11 protein-coding genes and 12 tRNA genes are annotated in these 20,098 nt (G+C 32.4%); 21 read left to right on the forward strand and 2 right to left on the reverse strand.

Annotation, left to right across the window (positions count from 1 at the left end; translation table 11 throughout):
* The first annotated feature begins 64 nt into the window (after positions 1-64).
* The 12 genes from HMPREF9131_RS05810 to HMPREF9131_RS05865 all read left to right on the forward strand — a co-directional run bounded on the left by HMPREF9131_RS05810 (position 65) and on the right by HMPREF9131_RS05865 (position 1,301).
* A tRNA-Met gene (locus tag HMPREF9131_RS05810) sits at positions 65-141 on the forward strand.
* Between the two features lie 43 nt (positions 142-184).
* Positions 185-259 (forward strand) — tRNA-Glu (locus tag HMPREF9131_RS05815).
* Between the two features lie 6 nt (positions 260-265).
* Positions 266-341 (forward strand) — tRNA-Val (locus HMPREF9131_RS05820).
* A 53-nt stretch (positions 342-394) separates the two neighbouring features.
* Positions 395-471 (forward strand) — tRNA-Asp (locus tag HMPREF9131_RS05825).
* Position 472: 1 nt separating this feature from the next.
* Positions 473-548 (forward strand) — tRNA-Thr (locus tag HMPREF9131_RS05830).
* A 9-nt stretch (positions 549-557) separates the two neighbouring features.
* Positions 558-643 (forward strand) — tRNA-Tyr (locus HMPREF9131_RS05835).
* Positions 644-656: 13 nt separating this feature from the next.
* Positions 657-730, forward strand: a tRNA-Gly gene (locus HMPREF9131_RS05840).
* A 5-nt stretch (positions 731-735) separates the two neighbouring features.
* A tRNA-Arg gene (locus HMPREF9131_RS05845) sits at positions 736-812 on the forward strand.
* 17 nt (positions 813-829) lie between these two features.
* Positions 830-905, forward strand: a tRNA-Gln gene (locus HMPREF9131_RS05850).
* 6 nt (positions 906-911) lie between these two features.
* Positions 912-987 (forward strand) — tRNA-Lys (locus HMPREF9131_RS05855).
* 5 nt (positions 988-992) lie between these two features.
* Positions 993-1,081: transfer RNA gene (locus HMPREF9131_RS05860), tRNA-Ser, on the forward strand.
* Positions 1,082-1,225: 144 nt separating this feature from the next.
* Positions 1,226-1,301, forward strand: a tRNA-Lys gene (locus HMPREF9131_RS05865).
* Between the two features lie 236 nt (positions 1,302-1,537).
* Here HMPREF9131_RS05865 and HMPREF9131_RS05870 read toward each other — a convergent pair.
* Positions 1,538-2,524, reverse strand: a complete 987-nt coding sequence (locus HMPREF9131_RS05870; RefSeq protein ID WP_009345939.1) for an aspartate-semialdehyde dehydrogenase — start codon at positions 2,522-2,524, stop codon at positions 1,538-1,540.
* A 133-nt stretch (positions 2,525-2,657) separates the two neighbouring features.
* On the opposite strand from HMPREF9131_RS05870, the gene HMPREF9131_RS05875 reads away from it, so the two are divergent.
* The 9 genes from HMPREF9131_RS05875 (at position 2,658) to rpoC (ending at position 18,467) form a co-directional block, all read left to right on the forward strand.
* Positions 2,658-3,821: a homoserine dehydrogenase gene (locus tag HMPREF9131_RS05875; RefSeq protein ID WP_009345933.1), complete on the forward strand. Its 1,164-nt coding sequence runs from the start codon at positions 2,658-2,660 to the stop codon at positions 3,819-3,821.
* Positions 3,822-3,904: 83 nt separating this feature from the next.
* Positions 3,905-6,202 carry a stalk domain-containing protein gene (locus HMPREF9131_RS05880; protein ID WP_009345940.1) on the forward strand — a complete coding sequence of 766 codons (2,298 nt, stop codon included), beginning with the start codon at positions 3,905-3,907 and terminating at the stop codon, positions 6,200-6,202.
* A 54-nt stretch (positions 6,203-6,256) separates the two neighbouring features.
* Positions 6,257-6,799 (forward strand): signal peptidase I, encoded by a 543-nt coding sequence (gene lepB / locus HMPREF9131_RS05885; protein WP_009345932.1) that lies wholly within the window; start codon positions 6,257-6,259, stop codon positions 6,797-6,799.
* A 117-nt stretch (positions 6,800-6,916) separates the two neighbouring features.
* Complete coding sequence (ftsE, locus tag HMPREF9131_RS05890) at positions 6,917-7,618, forward strand: cell division ATP-binding protein FtsE (RefSeq protein ID WP_009345935.1); 702 nt, start codon at positions 6,917-6,919, stop codon at positions 7,616-7,618.
* The gene (gene ftsX / locus HMPREF9131_RS05895) at positions 7,593-8,495 is read left to right on the forward strand and encodes a permease-like cell division protein FtsX (RefSeq protein ID WP_009345941.1); all 903 of its coding nucleotides are present in this window, start codon (positions 7,593-7,595) and stop codon (positions 8,493-8,495) included. The genes ftsE and ftsX overlap by 26 nt, the downstream gene beginning before the upstream one ends.
* A gap of 8 nt (positions 8,496-8,503) precedes the next feature.
* Positions 8,504-9,706, forward strand: coding sequence for a murein hydrolase activator EnvC (locus tag HMPREF9131_RS05900; protein WP_009345938.1), 1,203 nt, complete (start codon positions 8,504-8,506; stop codon positions 9,704-9,706).
* A complete protein-coding gene (locus tag HMPREF9131_RS05905) occupies positions 9,706-10,863 on the forward strand; it encodes a S41 family peptidase (RefSeq protein ID WP_009345937.1) in 1,158 nt (385 codons plus the stop codon). The genes HMPREF9131_RS05900 and HMPREF9131_RS05905 overlap by 1 nt, the downstream gene beginning before the upstream one ends.
* Before the next feature lie 207 nt (positions 10,864-11,070).
* Positions 11,071-14,868, forward strand: coding sequence for a DNA-directed RNA polymerase subunit beta (locus tag HMPREF9131_RS05910; protein WP_004824935.1), 3,798 nt, complete (start codon positions 11,071-11,073; stop codon positions 14,866-14,868).
* A 17-nt stretch (positions 14,869-14,885) separates the two neighbouring features.
* Positions 14,886-18,467, forward strand: a complete 3,582-nt coding sequence (rpoC, locus tag HMPREF9131_RS05915; protein WP_009345936.1) for a DNA-directed RNA polymerase subunit beta' — start codon at positions 14,886-14,888, stop codon at positions 18,465-18,467.
* Between the two features lie 149 nt (positions 18,468-18,616).
* Here rpoC and HMPREF9131_RS05920 read toward each other — a convergent pair whose 3' ends face one another.
* Complete coding sequence (locus tag HMPREF9131_RS05920; protein ID WP_009345934.1) at positions 18,617-20,005, reverse strand: S-layer homology domain-containing protein; 1,389 nt, start codon at positions 20,003-20,005, stop codon at positions 18,617-18,619.
* Between the last annotated feature and the right edge of the window lie 93 nt (positions 20,006-20,098).

Here is a 20,098-nt window from a genome sequence, read left to right on the forward strand (position 1 = left end):
AAAAAATCTGTAGTTTAGTAAGATAAGTTTTTGTAAATCTTATGAAGCTACTCTTCTATTATTAGGCGGCGTAGCTCAGTTGGCTAGAGCATGTGGTTCATACCCGCAGTGTCAGGAGTTCAAATCTCTTCGCCGCTACCATTTAACTTAGTGTATTATTATTTGTAGTTTTTACTAAGAATATGGCCCTGTGGTCAAGCGGTTAAGACACCACCCTTTCACGGTGGTATCCCGAGTTCGATTCTCGGCAGGGTCACCATATTAAGGACGCATAGCTCAGTTGGGAGAGCATCTGCCTTACAAGCAGGGGGTCATAGGTTCGAGCCCTATTGTGTCCACCAAAAACACTTAGTGGTTATTAAATAATCACTAAGTGCTAAATAAAACTATGTGTGGCCCGGTAGTTCAGCTGGTTAGAATGCCAGCCTGTCACGCTGGAGGTCGTCGGTTCGAGCCCGATCCGGGTCGCCATGCTGGTGTAGCTCAATTGGTAGAGCAACTGACTTGTAATCAGTAGGTTGGGGGTTCAAGTCCTCTCACCAGCTCCATTACAACTTGGAGGAGTTCCCGAGTTGGCCAAAGGGGACGGACTGTAAATCCGTTAGCTTAGCTTTCAGTGGTTCAAATCCACTCTCCTCCACCATAATTTTATATTTGCGGGTGTAGCTCAGTGGTAGAGCCCCAGCCTTCCAAGCTGGTTGCGAGGGTCCGATTCCCTTCACCCGCTCCATATATGCACCTATAGCTCAGTAGGATAGAGCAACGGACTTCTAATCCGTGTGCCGGGGGTTCGAATCCTCCTAGGTGCGCCAGAATATATAATATATTTTGGGGTGTAGCCAAGTCGGTAAGGCACCAGACTTTGACTCTGGCATGCGTAGGTTCGAGTCCTGCCACCCCAGCCATTACATGACCCATTAGCTCAGTCGGCAGAGCACTTGACTTTTAATCAAGGTGTCGCGCGTTCGAATCGCGCATGGGTCACCATTTTTGGAGAGGTACCGAAGCGGTCATAACGGGGCGGTCTTGAAAACCGTTAGGGTGCAAGCCCACGTGGGTTCGAATCCCACCTTCTCCGCCAAATATAAAATCAGGTAGCTTTATTCTATCTGATTTTTTTTGAAGATATTTTAATAAATATGGAATATTTATTTATATTTTAGTGGTGTTAGGTATCCGATTTTTTTGGATGTAGATTTATTTTATATGTATTATAATTTTTTGTGACCCATTAGCTCAGTCGGCAGAGCACTTGACTTTTAATCAAGGTGTCGCGCGTTCGAATCGCGCATGGGTCACCATTTTTATGTTTAAATTTTTTGATTTTATTATATTTCTTATGTTTTGATAGGTCCATTTTTTTCATGTATATATATTAAATTCACTTTTTTTTAGTTAATTAATTCGTAAGTTTAATTATTGTATTTTGGATTTATACTACTATCATGAATTATTTGTAATTTGGTTTTATAATCAAAAATAGCTTTACAATATCTGTTTTCAAAAATTCTACAGATATTATAAAGCTAAGTTTTTTTTATTTTATCAAGCTTTCTAGTATTTGAATTGTATTTAAAGCTGCACCTTTTCTCATATTATCAGCCACACATATTAGGTCTAAACCATGTTCAACTGAAATATCTCTTCTTATTCTGCCTACATATACAGGGTCTTTTCCAGCAGCTATTATTGGCATAGGGTATTTTAAATTTTTGAGGTCATCATATAAGACAATTCCATCAGCATTTTTGTATAATTCGAAAATATCTTTTATGTCAAAATCTTCTTTTGTTTCAACGTTTATTGCAACCATGTGAGATGTTTTTACAGGTACTCTTGCTGTAGTTGCTGTTATTTTAATTGAGTTGTCATGGAAGATTTTTTTTGTTTCATTTATCATTTTCATTTCTTCTTTGCTATAGCCATTTTCTAAGAAGTCATCAATGTGCGGTAAGACATTTCCTATAATTGGATAGGGATAAAATATGTTTTCTTGACCTTTCATTCCTCTTTCCAAGTCTTCTAGTCCGTTTTTTCCTGAGCCTGAAACTGCTTGATATGTTGTATATACAATTCTTTTTATACCGTATTTTTTGTATATTGGGTATAGGGCTACTACTGATTGTATTGTTGAGCAGTTTGGTGATGGGATTATGTTGCCTTCATATTGGGCATCTTGTGGATTTATTTCTGGGACTACAAGTGGTTTATCTTCATCCATCCTATATGCGCTTGAGTTATCTATTATTTTTATCCCAAGTTTTGCAGCTACGGGTAAAAATTTTTTTGCCAAGCTTGAATCTAGGGCTCCAAGTGCATAATCAATTTTTTCTTTTTTTAGATTTTCTTCACTTAATTCTATTATTTCGTATTCTTTATCTAAAAATTTTATTTTTTTGCCTGCTGACCTTTCAGATGCAAAGAAATAAATATTATCTATAGGTAAATTTCTTTCTTCTAATATGGAGCGCATTGTTTCTCCAACTAAGCCTGTCGCTCCAAAAATCGCTAAATTAAAACTCATAGTTTTTCCTCCTTTTATTAATAATACCAAGGCTATTTTTTAGTGTCAACTCTAATTACTTAATTAGTTTTCTGACCTTGACTTTAATTTTTTTCTAATATAAAATTTTTTTAAATAGATTGAGGAGGATAAGATGACAAAAATTGCATTATTAGGATTTGGGACTGTCGGCAGAGGACTATATAATATTTTAAAGGAAAAAAAGGAACTTTTAAATTCTCTTGATATAAATATTGAAATTTCTAAGATTTTGGTCAGAAATTTATCTAAATATAAGGATATAGACAAAAATCTTTTAACTAATGATTATAATGATATCTATTTAGATAAGGATATAGATATTGTTGTTGAAATGACAGGGGATGTAGAAAATTCTTATCTTTACATTAAGAAAGCTTTAGAAAATGGTAAGGATGTTGTAAGTTCAAATAAAGCTGTAGTAAGTAAATATTTTGAAGAATTAATGGAAATTTCTCAAGATAAGGGTAGGTTATTTTTATACGAAGCCTCAGTTGGTGGAACAATTCCAATTGTAAGAGAGGTAAAATCTTTATCTATTTTTAATAATATTAATAAAATTTATGGTATTCTCAATGGAACTAGCAATTATATTTTATACAATATGTTTGAGAATAATAAAGATTATGATGAGGTTTTAAAGGAAGCTCAAGATAAAGGTTTTGCTGAACACGACCCTACTGATGATGTTAAGGGATTTGATATGAGAAGAAAGCTTAGGATTCTTATGTCAATTATTTGTAAGGGTAAAATTACTGAAGATGATATTGAAGTTTTTGGACTTGATAAGATTAATAAAATAGATGTTGAATATCTTTCTGGTAATTATAGGGTTAAAGAGGTTTGCCTTGGACAAAAATTAGGCGATAATTATGTATGTATAATTGAACCTTGTTTATTCAAAAAAGATGAAGATTTAGCAAGGCTTGAGGGAGCTTATAATATGGTGGAAATTTATGGGGATTATTTTGAAAAGATAACTTTAAAAGGTCCTGGTGCTGGCTCTTTACCTACTGCCTCTGCTGTTCTTCAAGATATAATTGATGTTATAAAGAAAAATGATATAAGAGTTTATGGTGGAAATGACCTTGTCAATTATAATGATAATTTTGAGGGGCAATATTACTTAAGGATTAGCGGTGATTTTCCTGAAGATCTTGTTGAAAGGGAAGAAATATATAAGGGTCAAAAAATTATTTTTACAAAGAAGATTAAAAGATCAGAATTTTTAAATTTAATTAAGGATAAGGATGCGTTTTTTGCAAGATGTATCAATTAGATAATTACGATTTTATTACAAATTAATAAATTCTAATTTATTTAACTTATTTACTCTATAATAGTAAGCGGAGGAATAAATAAATGAAAAAAAGACTTATTATATTTTTTATGGTTTTTTCCATAATTATTACTAATTTTATATTTGCTGAAAATAAACTTAATTCTCAGGAGGAAATAGCTCCAGGAGTTGTGAACTTTCAATACACAGTTAAAACAAGTAAGGGAAATGCAATCTTAAATGTTTTAAAGTGTGATTTAAATAATCCTTATATTAAGTTAAATACTGTTGCTGGAAATGGTTCTTATACTGAGAAGGCAAGTGTTTCTCAAATGGCAAATAGAACTAATGCAGTTGGACTTTGTAATGGTGATTTTTTTAGTATGGCTCTTCAAGGGGTTCCTCTTGGACCTTCAATTATTGATGGTGACATAAAATCATCTCCTGGTGTTTTAACAGATATATATTCTTTTGGGATTGATTCAACAAATACTGCCTATATTTTAGATACAAATTTTGGTGGAAAAGTTACAGCACCCAATGGAACAACTTATAATATTGACGGATTAAATAAGAATTTATATTGGTATCAACCTTCTAAGGAATACTCTCACGAATCTAAGATTCAAATGTATACAGATTTTTGGACTTCAAAATCTCGTGGTGATAAAACTGCTGGAGAGGTTCTATTGAATCAAGATAATGTCGTTGAAAAAATTATTTATGACAAGAATTTAGACTTAAAAATTCCAAGTGGTTATAAGATTTTACAAGTTAGTGGAGCTAGTGCAACTTTTGTAAAAAATAATATAAAAATTGGAGATAAATTAAAGATTACTTATGATATTTATCCTCAGAAATCTTGGAAAATGCTAATAGGTGGTCATTCTCTTTTGGTTGATAATTCCAAAACAAGACCCTATAAAAAAGATATAAATTCTATTGGAGGCACTAGAGCTAGAACTTGTATAGGAATAGCCGATGGAGGCAAGAGCGTATATATTGTTTCTTGTGAAGGAAGAACAAAAAGATCAAGCGGAATGAGTTTAAATGAACTTTCTAATTTTATGGTTAATTTGGGTTGCCAAAGGGCTTTAAATTTAGACGGTGGTGGCTCAACAGCTATGGTTGTGAGAAATCTCGGTGATTTGAATAGAACAAGAGTTATAAATCCTGAAGGAAATAAGGCTGAAAGAAAAGTAGTTAACGGTATTGGAGTTTTTAATACTACAAAAAATACTGGACAAATTATAGACGGAAAATTAAAAGGAAATACTGATTTAGTTATAGGTCAATCAACTGATTTTTCTTTAAAATCAGCCTGGGATAAGTTTTTAAATCCTATTGATATTTCTGATAGAACCTATAAATTAAGTGAAAATTCAAATGGTCAAAATATCTTAAATGGCACTTCTTATCTTGCTATGGTTCCTGGAAAATTCAATTTATCTTTAACTACTAATAAGGGAGAAAATATTAGTAAAGAAATAAATATTAAAGATTCTAAAGCTTTTGAATCTCTTGAAATTATTAGCGATTCAAGAAATGTTAAGCCAGGGGATAAAATTAATTTCACTATAGAAGCTAAAGTTGATGGAAAAGATATAAAACTTTCGCCAAGAGTTTTCAAATTCCAACTTCTTGATGTTGATGGAAAGCTTGATGTTAATTCTTCAACAGTAACAATAAATAAATTAGGTACAAATCCAAAACTTATCGCTAGTATCAATGATAAAAAAGCTGAGCTTAATTTCCTTGATGCAAATGCAAAGACTGTTACTATGAATATAGGCAAGAAGACTTATAAAATTAATGGTCAAAAAGCACAAATGGATACAGCACCTTTTATAAAAAATTCAAGGACAATGGTGCCTCTAAGATTTATTGTAGAAGCTTTGGGCTATCAAGTTGATTGGAACGGTGAAGAGAAATCAGTTTTTGTAAGAACAAATGATATAAATAATGACATTTATTTTAAAGTTGATTCTAAGAAAATTAATGTAGGAGAAAAATCAATCACAGTAGATACGCCTGCTATTATTAAGGGTGATAGAACCTTTGTACCCATAAGGTTTGTTGCAGAAATTTTAGGTATGGAAGTAAGCTACAATGCTAATGATAAAGAAATAGTTCTAGTAGATAAGAATCCTAAAAAGACTAATGAAAATTCTATAACTAAAGCTAACAATAATTCCTTAATAAATAACAATAAAGTTGATAATAATGTAAATAATAATATTAATAGAAATTCCAATGCAAAAAATACTAACAGTCAAACTAATAGTAACCACTACAATATAACACAGAGTGACCTGAATCAATTAGATAAAGATTCTGGTGAATTGGAATCTATCATATTGGATAAAAATAAAGCAAAGTAAAATAGAACATTTACTATATTATTTATTAGGATTATAATGTTTAAGGTGATATGAATGAATGAAGTTAATAAAGAAGAAAAGAAAAAATCAAGTCTTATGGATGATTTAAAAGTTGTAATTTCTGCTGTAGTGATAGCTTTAATAATAAGAAATTTTGTTTTTAACTTAGCTGTAGTAAATCAAACATCTATGTTTCCTACTCTTTATCCTAAGGATCTTGTGCTTGTAGATAGAATAGTCGATTGGACCCATAATTATAAAAGAGGACAAATTGTTATATTTAAGAGTCCTGAAGACAATAAAAATCTGATAAAAAGACTTATTGGTGAACCTGGAGATGAAGTTCATATTGAGGCGGGTAAGGTTTATGTTAATGGCAAAGAATTAGATGAAAATTATTTACAAGAGGGTGTATATACAGATTCCTATGATGAAAACACCTGGAAACTTGGAAAGGATGAATATTTCCTAATGGGAGATAACAGACCTGGTTCCTATGATTGCAGAAATTTTGGCCCCATAAAGGAAAAAGCATTAATTGGAGCAACAAAAAATAGAATTTATCCATTTAAAGATTTTGGCAAAATTGATAAATAATTAAACCGGCTTTTTAGTCGGTTTTTTATATATAGAATTTTATACATTTATAAATTTCCTCTGTAAATTGTAAACATTTTGTAATATAATCTATAGAGAAATGTAGAAAGGATTATTATGATTAAATTTGATAATGTATATAAAGAATACGATAATGGAACTCGTGCTCTTTCAAATATTAATTTAAAAATACCAAAAGGAGATTTTGTATTTTTTGTAGGTCCATCGGGGGCTGGAAAATCTACCTTGATTAAATTACTTATTAGAGAAGAGAAAGTAAGTCGTGGAAGAATTTTAATTGATGATATAGATTTAAGTAAAATATCTGAATATCAAGTGCCTAGACTTAGGAGAAATATTTCAGTGGTTTTTCAAGATTTTAGACTTTTACCTAAAAAAACTGTCTTTGAAAATGTTGCCTATGCCCTTGAAATTATTGGAGCGAGTCGTAGGGAAATAAATAGAAATGTTGGAAGAGCTCTTGACCTTGTCAGTTTATCGGATAAGAAAAAAGCTCATCTTGATGAGCTATCAGGAGGAGAAAGCCAAAGAGTTGCTATTGCTAGAGCAATAGTAAATAATGCTCCTATTTTAGTATGTGATGAACCTACTGGAAATTTAGACGAAAATACAGCTTGGGATATAATGAAAGCTTTAGCTAATATTAACGATCAAGGAACAACAGTAATTATGGCATCTCATGCAGTTAATATAGTTAATGAGATGAAAAAGCATGTTGTTACATTAAAAGATGGTAATATTGTTGGAAATATAGAGAAGGGTGGATACTATTGTGAGACTTGTACGACAACTGATTAATGTATGCAAAGAGGCATTTAAAAGTTTATGGCGTAATAAGACAATGGCATTTACTTCAACTATTTCTATAGCGGCTATGTTGACCTTATTAGGTGTTGTTTTGCTTCTAGTTTTAAATCTTAATGCCATGGTTTATCAGACAGGAGAAAAACTCGATAAGCTTGTTTTTTATCTTAAAGATGATGCACCTGCTGTTGATGTGAATAATTTTATTAAAGAACTGACAGAAGATGCAAGAGTTAAAAAAATTGATTATATATCAAGAGAAGATGCCTTAGAAGAATTTAAAGAAGGTTTTGGCGAAGATGTTTCTGTTTTTGAAGATATGCCTGGTGGCAATCCACTTCCAGCTTCTATCACAGTAGAAATGAAAGAACTTTCTCAAGGTTTAGATGTAAAAAACAAATATAAAGATTTACCTATAGTTGAAGATGTTGAATATCAATATGATTTTATAAGTAAAATGATGAGATTTGAGAATGGTCTTAAGTATGTAGGAATTGCAATTGTAGCCATATTGTTTTTGGTTTCTGTACTAATTATGCATAATACTATTAAAATAGCCATTGCAAATAGAGAAAATGAAATTTCTATAATGAGATATATAGGAGCAACTAATTCTTATATAAGAGGACCTTTTCTTATAGAGGGAATACTCTTTGGTGTTTTTGGAGCTTTAATAGCAACATTTTTAACAGTGAATTTTTATTCATATTTATTTGAAAGAATAAATATGGAACTTTTTAAGATTACTAATATAGATCTTGTGGGTGTGGAACTTGTTAAGAATGACCTATTCATTGTATATCTATGTATAGGAATAGGTATCGGTTATTTAGGTTCTTTATTTTCTACAAAGAGATTCTTAAATGTTTAGGTGGTTTAATGTTTAAAAATAAAAGAAAATTTGTAATTTTTTTAGTACTTATACTTTTTACTTCTGTTTTTGCGGATAGTGCTCAGTTGAAAAAGCAACAAGAACAAAAGAAAAAGGAAAAAGAAAAAGTTAAATCTCAAATGCAATTGAAAAAGGAGAAGATCAAGAATACTCAAGGTCAAGTCACAGATGTGGAAAAAGAAATTGATAAGCTTGATTCTAAAATTAACAACACAACTACTCAAATTACAAGTTTACAAAAAGATATTGACAAATTAAATATTGAAATAGAAAAAAATCAAAAAAAATTAAATGAAGCTCAAAAAAATTTAGATGATAATATTGACCTTTTCAGAGTTAGAATAAGAGAAATGTATAAAAGGGGCAATATAAGATATTTGGAAGTTATAATGAATTCTAAATCTATTGAGGATTTATTAAAAAATAACAAGAATATATCTAGAATTGCACAGGCAGACAGGGATTTAATTAATTATATAAGCCAACAAATTAAAACTATTAAAATGGCTAAAGAAAAATTAACAAATGACAGAAATGTTGTTAATGCAAAAAAGACTTCTCTAGTGATTGAAAGAAGTAATTATCAAACAGCTATTGAAGCTAAAAATCAATATATAAGTAAGCTACAAGAAAATATTGACTTATATAGAGAGGAATATAACAAAGCTCAGGCTCAATGGGATAATCTTGATTCTGAAATTGTCAAGTTACAAGAACAAATCAAAAAAGAAATTCAAAAAGAAAATGCAAAAAAAATGGCTAAGTCAGGACAAGGTATGAATATTGCCCCAAGCCCAAGAGCAGCAGGCAAACTAAATTGGCCAGTACCTGGACATACAAGAATTTCTTCTCCTTTTGGTCAAAGATTTCATCCAATTTTAAAGATTTATAGATTTCACTCAGGTGTAGATATTCCTGGACCGGCTGGAACTCCAGTTGTTGCAGCAGCATCAGGAACAGTAATTATGGCAAGACAAATGTCAGGATATGGCAATGTTGTAATGGTTGATCATGGGGACATAGTTACAGTTTATGCACATAATTCAAGAGTAAATGTAAGTGTAGGACAAAAGGTAAAAGCAGGAGATGTTGTATCATTTATAGGTTCGACTGGTCTTTCAACAGGGCCTCACCTGCACTTTGAAGTAAGAGTTAACGGACAACCTGTTAACCCCTTAGGATATATATAATGAAAAAAACAAAACGAATAATCATTTTTCTTGCAATATTAATTTTGACAAATATTGCAACAAGATTTGTAACCTTACACGGTTTATTTTTAGGGACGACTGATAAATTTAACAATATAGTTCAGTTGGAAAATTTCATAAAAAAACACTATCTTTTTAAAGTTGATGAGAAAAATTTTGAAATTGGAGAATTAAAAGGAGCTGTAGCTTCTCTTAAAGACCCATATTCAGAGTATTTATCGCCTGAAGAGATGGATGCCTTAACAGAAGAAACTACAGGTAAATTTTTCGGCATTGGAGTTTATATAGCACCTGGTGAAGATGGTCTAATAACAGTAATCTCGCCAATAAAAGGTTCACCAGCTGAGAAGGCTGGTCTAAATTCAGGGGATAAAATACTGCAAATAAATGGTAAGGACTACACAGGTGATAATATTACTGAAGCTTCAAAAGCCATCAGGGGAGAAAAAGATTCTTTAGTTAAACTCTTAGTTTTAAAAAGTGGAAGTAAAAAACCTCAAGAAATTAGTGTAAAAAGAGATCAAGTTAAAATAGCATCTGTTATAGAAAAAGAATTAGGAGAAATTGGTTATATAGGGATAACTGTTTTCGATGAAGATACAGATAAAGAGTTTAGCAAAGCCCTTGATGATTTAGTGAAAAAAAACAAGTCGGGTATAATTCTTGATTTAAGAGGTAATCCTGGTGGAGTTGTAGATGCAGCAGTTGGTATATGTGATAAAATTCTTCCTGAAGGAGTTATAGTTACCTTAAAAGATAATCAAAATAAGATTATTGAAGAATATAAATCAGATAAAAATTATGTAGATACAAAAATGGTTGTCTTACAAAATGGAGGCTCTGCATCAGCATCTGAAATTGTAGCAGGAGCTATAAGAGATTATAAAAGAGCCACTATTGTTGGAGAAAAATCCTATGGAAAAGGAATTGTTCAAACTGTATTTCCATTAGCGAAAGGAAGTGGCTTGAAATTAACGACAGCAGCATACTTTACTCCAAGTGGGAAAAGTATCCATAAACTTGGTATCGAACCCGATATAAAAGTTAAAGAGCCGGAAGGTATTAAGGGTATAGGAGTAGATTTTCTTGATACTGATACACAACTGCAAAAAGCTCTTGAAATATTAAAAAAATAATTAAAAAGGTGAAAAGTTTAGATATTTTCTATACTTTTCATCTTTTTTTTAGAAGCTTTTTTAGAAATTTATTCCCGAAAATTATTTACTAAAAGCATATTGAATATATGGTAATGATATGTTAAAATTATTATTTGCATAATAATAATTAGAGTGGAATAGTGTCCTCTAATTTTCTAATAAACCATGAAAGGCTAGGGTGAAAAAATGGTACATCCTGTGAAATATGGGAAACGTGAGAGAATGAGTTTTTCTCGAGTAGAAGAGGTAATGAGTTTACCAAACCTCCTTGACGTGCAGACTTCTTCTTTTGACTGGTTCATTAAAGAAGGGCTTAAGGAAGTTTTCGATGATGTCTCTCCTATTGAAGATTACTCAGGTAAATTAATTTTAGAGTTCGTTGATTATTATATTTCAGATGATATTAAATATGATATTGATGAATCAAAACAAAGAGATACCAATTATTGCGCACCTCTTAAAGTAAAAGTCAGGCTGATTAACACCGAAACAGGCGAAGTAAAGGAACAAGAAGTTTTTATGGGTGATTTACCCTTAATGACTCCAACAGGAACCTTTGTTATAAACGGAGCTGAACGTGTTGTAGTATCACAACTTGTTAGAAGCCCAGGGGCTTATTTTAAGGAAGAAAGGGATAAGACAGGTAAGAAACTTTATTCTTCAACTCTTATACCCAATCGTGGAGCATGGCTTGAATTTGAAACTGATGCAGCAGGTGTTATCAACGTTCGTATTGATAGAACAAGAAAAATACCTATAACAATTCTTGCTCGTGCAATAGGCGTTGAAAGCAATCGTGAAATTACAGATATCTTAGGGGAAAGTGAAGCTTTAACAAAAACTTTTGAAAAAGATACAACTTCAAATAAAACAGAAGCTTTACTTGAAATTTATAAAAAACTAAGACCTGGCGAACCGCCAACCCTTGACAGTGCAAAATCATTATTTGAAAATATGTTTTTTGATGACAGAAGATATGATCTTGCAAGAGTTGGTAGATATAAGTTTAATAAAAAATTAGGAATAGAAGCTAGAATTGAAAATAATATACTAGCTGAAGATGCAGTTAATCCTCTTACTGGAGAAATAATTGCAGAAAAAGGAGAAACTTTAGATAGAGCAAAAGCTTTTGAGATTGAGAATGCAGGTATAAACAGAATTCTTTTGAAGGTTTTAAATCCTTTTGATGAATCTGAATCAAGAGAAGTTATTGTAATTGGAAATAATTTCTGTATACCTTCATCCTTTGGGCTTAACTTTACATTAGAAGAGTTAGGTTTTAGGGAAAAAATTTATTTTCCTTTATTCCAATCAATCTATGAAGAATTTGGCTCAGATGAAGAAGCGTTAAAAGAAGAATTAAAGAAAAGACACAACGAATTAAGTCCAAAACATATAGTAGTAGATGATATTGTCGCTGCTATAAATTATGAATTTAATCTTATGGATGGAGTTGGCTATACAGATGACATTGACCATCTAGGAAATAGAAGAATTAGATCAGTTGGTGAACTTCTTCAAAATCAATTCAGAATCGGTATTTCCAGAATGGAACGTGTTATTCGTGAAAGAATGACTGTACAGGATGTTGAAGCTACAACACCACAATCTCTTATAAATATAAGACCTGTTACGGCTGCCATTAAAGAATTTTTCGGTTCTTCACAACTTTCACAATTTATGGACCAAAACAACCCCTTGTCAGAATTAACTCACAAAAGAAGGTTATCTGCACTAGGACCTGGTGGGTTGAGTAGAGACAGGGCTGGTTTTGAAGTGCGTGACGTCCATAACTCACACTATGGAAGAATGTGCCCTATAGAAACTCCAGAAGGACCTAATATAGGATTAATCACTTCTTTAACAACCTATGCCAGAATTAATGAATATGGATTTATAGAAACTCCTTACAGAAAAGTTGTAGATGGAGTTGTTACAGATAAAATTGAATATTTAACTGCTGATGTAGAATATGAGCAAATTATTGCTCAATCCTATGAAAAACTTGATGAAGATGGAAGATTCTTAGAAAAGAGAATTGCTTGTAGAGGTCATGAAGGCATTGTAGATATATTTGATGTAAAAGATGTTACCTACATGGATGTTTCTCCTCAACAAATTGTTGCTGTCGGAACTTCTATGATTCCTTTCCTTGAAAATGATGATGCTAACAGAGCTCTAATGGGCGCCAACATGCAAAGACAAGCCGTACCGCTACTTTCAACACAAGCACCTATTGTAGGTACAGGTATTGAATACAGGGCAGCTAAAGACTCAGGTGTTGTAATTGTTTCAACTGATGATGGTGTTATAGAAAAAGTTGATGCAACGCACATAGAACTTCGTAGAGATAAAGATAAAGTTCTTGATACCTATAAACTTCATAAGTTTGTAGGAGGCAACCAAGGCACAACCATTAACCAAAGACCTATCGTAAATGAAGGACAAAAGGTTAAGAAAGGTGAAATAATTGCTGATGGTCCATCTACCGATATGGGAGAAATGGCACTTGGTAAAAATATTTTAATAGCTTTCATGAACTGGGAAGGCTACAACTATGAAGATGCTGTTTTGGTTAATCAAGAATTAGTTATTAATGATACTTTAACTTCTCTTCATATTGAAGAATATGAGTCTGAAGCTCGTGATACAAAATTAGGACCTGAAGAAATCACTCGTGACATTCCTAATGTTGGGGATGATATGCTTAAGGACTTAGATGAACTTGGAGTAGTAAGAATCGGGGCTGAGGTTAAACCTGGAGATATTTTAGTTGGAAAGGTAACACCGAAGGGAGAAACAGAACTTTCTGCTGAAGAAAGACTTTTAAGGTCTATATTCGGTGAAAAGGCTCGTGAAGTACGTGACACATCACTAAGACTACCTCATGGAGAACATGGAATTGTTGTAGATGTTAAAACTTTCAAAAGGTCTGAAGGCGATGAATTGCAACCAGGCGTCAATGAAATGGTAAGAGTTTTTGTAGCTACAAAAAGAAAAATCCAAGTTGGAGATAAGATGTGTGGTCGTCACGGTAACAAAGGGGTTATATCAAGGGTGCTTCCTAAAGAAGATATGCCTTATATGCCTGATGGTACGCCTATTCAAATTGTATTAAATCCTCTAGGAGTTCCTAGCCGTATGAACTTAGGACAAGTGTTGGAAGTTCACTTGGGTCTTGCTGCAAAAAAACTTGGATGGCACGTAGCCACACCAGTTTTTGATGGGGCTAATGAATCAGATATTTTTGAATCTCTTGAAAAAGCAGGATATCCTCATGATGGAAAAATACAACTTCGTGACGGAAGAACTGGAGAAGAATTTGACCATCCTGTAACTGTTGGATATATGTATATGTTAAAACTTCACCATTTAGTTGATGAAAAAATCCATGCTCGTTCAACAGGACCTTACTCACTGGTTACTCAACAACCCCTAGGAGGAAAGGCACAATTTGGTGGACAAAGATTTGGAGAAATGGAAGTTTGGGCTCTTGAAGCTTATGGTGCATCTTACACCTTACAAGAAATGCTAACTGTAAAATCTGATGATATTGTAGGACGTGTAAAGACTTATGAAGCTATAGTTAAAGGTGAAAATATTCCACAACCGAGCATTCCAGAATCTTTTAAGGTTTTAATAAAAGAATTGCAATCTTTAGCCTTAGAAATAGAAGTTTTAGATGATGATGGAAACCCAGTTGATTTAGAGGCTGAAGAAGATGATCTTTCAAGAATTGATGCTATTGAAGAAGATAATGAAGAAGATGTTAGAAATCTTATAGAAACAAATACTTCCAATAACAATTCTGCTATAAGGACTATTTCAAGCGAAGAAGCAGAAGCTTTAGATGAAAGTTTTACCGATGATGATGGGGATGATTCCTACAGTGATTCTGAAAATGATGATGAATCTATCTTGGGAGATTCTTCAGATTATTTTGAAAATTCTGATAAAGACTACGAAGATATTGAAAATGAATAAGGGAAAGGAGTATCCTTTTGAGCGAACACGAATTATTCCATTCTATTAAAATAGGTTTAGCTTCACCAGAAAAGATCAGAGAATGGTCTTATGGAGAAGTAAAAAAACCTGAAACAATTAATTACAGGACATTAAAACCAGAAAAGGAAGGTTTATTCTGCGAAAAGATTTTTGGACCTACAAAGGACTGGGAATGTGCCTGTGGAAAATATAAAAGAGTTAGATATAAGGGTGTAGTCTGCGAAAAATGCGGAGTAGAAGTTACAAAGGCCAAGGTTAGACGTGAAAGAATGGGTCATATTGAGCTTGCAGCTCCTGTTTCCCATATTTGGTATTTTAAAGGAATTCCATCACGTATGGGTCTTGTGCTTGACATGAGTCCAAGAGCTTTGGAAAAAGTTTTATACTTTGCGGCATATGTTGTTACAAGGGTAGAAAGTGGACAAACTACTCTTTATGAAAAACAACTGCTAAGCGAAGTAGAATATAGAGAATTTAAAAGAGAATATGGCGATAAATTTACTGCTAAAATGGGAGCAGAAGCCATAAAAGAGCTTTTAGCAAAGGTTGATTTACAAAAAGAAAATGATGAATTGACTGAAGAACTTGAAAATGCGACTGGTCAAAAGAAAATTCGTATCACAAGAAGGCTTGAAGTTATTGATGCTTTTATCCAATCAGGAAATGATCCAACTTGGATGGTTCTTGATGCAATTCCTGTAATTCCACCAGATTTAAGACCTATGGTCCAACTTGATGGTGGCAGATTTGCTACAAGTGATTTAAATGATTTATATAGAAGAATTATCAATAGAAATAACAGACTAAAAAAATTAATGGACATTAATGCTCCTGATATCATTGTAAGAAATGAAAAGAGAATGTTACAAGAAGCTGTTGATGCCCTAATAGATAATGGTAGACGAGGAAGACCTGTTACAGGTCCTGGTAACAGACCATTAAAATCTTTATCAGAAATGCTTAAAGGTAAACAAGGTAGATTTAGACAAAATCTTTTAGGTAAGCGTGTCGACTATTCAGGACGTAGTGTAATTGTTGTAGGACCTGATTTAAAATTCTATCAATGCGGTGTTCCTAAGAATATGGCACTAGAACTTTTCAAACCTTTTGTCATGAGAGAACTTGTAAAAAGAGGCTTAGCTCACAACATTAAATCTGCTAAAAGAATGGTAGAAAGAGTTAGGGATGATGTTTGGGATGTGCTTGAAGATGTAATTAAAGACCATCCAGTATTGTTAAACCGTGCCCCTACACTACACAGGCTTGGTATTCAAGCTTTTGAACCAGTACTTGTTGAAGGAAAGGCGATCAAGCTTCACCCATTATCATGTACTGCTTACAATGCCGATTTTGATGGAGACCAAATGGCTATCCACCTTCCACTATCAACAGAAGCTCAAGCTGAAGCAAGACTTTTGATGTTATCTACAAATAATATTTTGGGCTTAAAGGATGGTAAACCTATTGCCATTCCAACTCAAGATATGATTTTAGGTTCATATTATTTAACTTTAGATAGAAAAGAAAAGTTAAAGGGAGATGGATCAGTTTTCTGCTCATATGATGAAATGATGAAGGCATATTACTGTGGATTCTTACATCTACAAGCTCATGTAAAAGTGAGAAGATTTGCAGGAGAAGATGACAAGAGAGGAAAAATTGTTGCCTCATCAGTGGGTAGATTTATTGTAAATGAATTTATTCCACAAGATTTGGGATTTGTAAACAGAGATGAAGATAAATATTCTCTTGAAGTTGACCAAGTCATAGATAAAAAACTTTTGGCAGTAATAATTGAAAGAACTTACAAGAAACATGGAAATATAGAAACAGCAAAACTTCTTGATAATATAAAATCTTATGGATATCATTACTCTACTATAGGAGCAATTTCAATATCAATGGGAGATGTTCAAATTCCTGAATCTAAACCTAAAATTTTGGAAGCAGCTCAAAAAGAAGTAGAGAAATATGAAAAAGCCTATAGACGTGGTCTTATATCTGATGATGAAAGATATGAAAAAGTTATTGATATCTGGAATAAGGCTACTGATGACTTAACAGATGATGTTATGAAAGGCTTTGATAGATTAAATAATATTTATATTATGGCTGATTCAGGAGCCAGAGGTTCTAAAAACCAAATCAGACAATTAGCAGGTATGCGTGGTCTTATGGCTTCACCGTCAGGAAGGACAATAGAAGTACCTATAACATCAAACTTTAGAGAAGGACTTAGTGTGTTGGAATTTTATATGTCTGCCCACGGATCTAGAAAAGGTCTTGCAGATACAGCACTAAGAACTGCCGACTCAGGTTATCTAACAAGAAGACTTGTTGATGTTTCTCAACAAATAATAATTCAAGAAGAAGATTGTCATACTGACCAATATATAGTTGCCCGTGCTTTCAAAGATGGAAAAGAAGTCATTGAAAATCTTGCTGATAGAATAGCTGGAAGATATGCCTTTGAAGATATTATTGATCCAAATACAGGCGAAGTTCTTGTAAAAGAAAATACAGAAATTTCTGATGAAGATGCAGATAGAATTGTAGACGCAGGAATTACTGAAGTTAAGGTAAGATCAGTATTGGTATGTAAATCTAAGAAGGGCGTTTGTGCTCACTGCTATGGAAGAAACTTAGCTACAGGTAATGAGGTTGGCATAGGAGAAGCAGTTGGAGTTATAGCAGCTCAATCAATAGGCGAACCTGGTACTCAATTAACAATGAGAACATTCCATACAGGTGGTGTAGCTCAAGCAGCAGATATCACTCAAGGTCTTCCTAGAGTTGAAGAACTTTTTGAAGCAAGAAAACCAAAAGGTCTTGCAATGATTGCTGAACATGCTGGGGAAGTCGAAATAAAAGAAACTAATAAGAAAAAAGAAATTATTATTACTACAACTGATGGACTTAAAGATGCCTATAATGTTGTTTATGGTGCAAGGCTTAAAGTTAAATCCGGAGATTTTGTTGATGCAGGTGACGAATTAACTCAAGGTTCTGTATATCCACAAGACCTTTTAAGAGTTAAGGGTGCTAAAGGTGTTGAAGAATATATAGTTAGGGAAGTTCAAAGAGTATATAGACTTCAAGGTGTAGATATCAACGATAAGCATATAGAAATTGTAGTCAGACAGATGTTATCAAAATATAAGATAGATGATGCTGGCGATACAGATTTATTACCGGGTTCTTTAGTTGAAAAGAATGAATTTATTTCCGTAAACAAAGAAATGGAAGAAAAAGGGCTTAGACCAGCACAAGGTCAAGTTAATTTATTAGGTATAACTAAAGCATCTCTTGCTACAGATTCATTCCTATCAGCAGCATCTTTCCAAGAAACTACAAGAGTATTGACAGATGCAGCAATTAAAGGAAAAGAAGATACCCTACAAGGTCTTAAGGAAAATATAATTATAGGTCAACTTATACCAGCAGGTACTGGAGCAAGAAAAAATTCTAAAGTTCAAATCGGAGTTTCAGATGAAGTTAAAGAAAAATATAATATTTTGGAAAATTCAGAAATTATAGAAAAGAAGGACTTGGTCGAAGCTACAAGTGAAGAAGAATAAGAAAATTAATAAATTTAGAGGAATGGTTACTTTTGACCATTCCTTTTTTGTGTATATAAATTTTTATAATAATGCTTATTTAAAAGTTTAAGTTTTTACAAAATAAAAAAAGAGAACCCCTTAGGGTTCTCAATATAAGAAATTAATACTTATTTTACAAATACTAAATCTCCATTTTCAATTTCAGTTACAGCTTTAACTTCTTTGTCACCACGTTTTGCTGTAGTTTCAGCTAAAGTAACCTTAACAACAGGTTTAATGATTTTAACATCTTTCATAGCTTCATCAAAACCTGCTTCATTAGTTTTTAGTGTGATTAAAAATCCTGTTGCAGTTCTTGTAACATCATAGAATTTTTTATCAAGTTTAGATTTTTCATATTTTGGTGTTGAACCAGAAACTGCATCAACTTTTGCGTTTTCGTAATCATTTGATTTAACAACTGCAAGACCGATTTTAACTTTATCTTCAGCTAAGGTAGTAGCTTTAGATTCAATTTTAATTTGATTATCTTTAAGTTCAGTATAAGATTTACCGTGTGTTGCCTTAAAATCACGATCTCCCACTACATGCCAATCAACAACAAAATTAGAAGCAAGTTCTGCAAGACCTTTTGTTAACTTATCCTTCTTTTCATGAAGTTTTGGTTGAAGATTTATTAATTCTTTTTCTTCATCGCTAGTAAGTTCTTTCTTTGCAAGAAGAGCTTTAGCCTTATCTATGGCAGAAGAAAGTTCATCATAAGCCTTAGATTTTTTAGGAATTCTTCCTTCAAATCCATCATCTCCTGCAACAGAATTTAAAGTTACAAGAACATTATTTTTATCAAGTGCTTCTAAATAAGCTTTAACATCTTTTTTAACGCCTTCAATGTTTGATTTATCTTCTTTCTTATCTTCTTTCTTTTCAGAAATTTCTGAAGCTAAGGTATTATATAAAAGAACGAAAGCATCATTTCTGTTAGCTTCCTTATTGTAATCTTTTATTTCAAGTCCGCTATCTTTTCCAATAATTTTAAGTTCTTCAGCCCATTTAATCCAATCTTTTGGCCAAGAAGCATCTTTTGCAGCTTTTTCATCAATCTTGTCTGATTTTAAAATATCAAGAATTGTTAGAAGTTCAGCATAAGTTATTTTATTTTCGCCTTTGAAAGTTTGATCTGGATAACCGTGAATTAATTTGAGACCCTTGGCATTTTTTACTTCAACACCAACTTTAATGATACCATTAGCCCAATATTTCTTATCGACATCCTTGAATGGACTTTCTTCATTTTTAAGACTTTCAGCCTTTTTGTCTTCACCTATAGCAAAAACTATAAGAGTAGTAAGTTCTGATCTAGTTAAGCTTTTGTCAAGACCTAAACTTCCATCTGCATAGCCATGGATTAAATTTGCCTTCTTTAAAACATCTATTTTTTGAGAATTGTTTATTGCCTTATCTACTTTTGGTAAATTAAAAGCAAAAACAGAAGAGATAGAAGTTGAAAGCATTGCAAGTGTAAGTGCACCTGCTGCGATTTTTTTGTTAATTTTCATTATATAACCTCCATTTATAATGTTATTATACATTATAAAATAAAAAATTAAAAATTTTTACAAATATATCAGTAGAATTATAAAAAAATATAT

Source organism: Peptoniphilus sp. oral taxon 836 str. F0141, from assembly GCF_000179335.1.
Lineage (GTDB): Bacteria > Bacillota > Clostridia > Tissierellales > Peptoniphilaceae > Peptoniphilus_A > Peptoniphilus_A lacrimalis.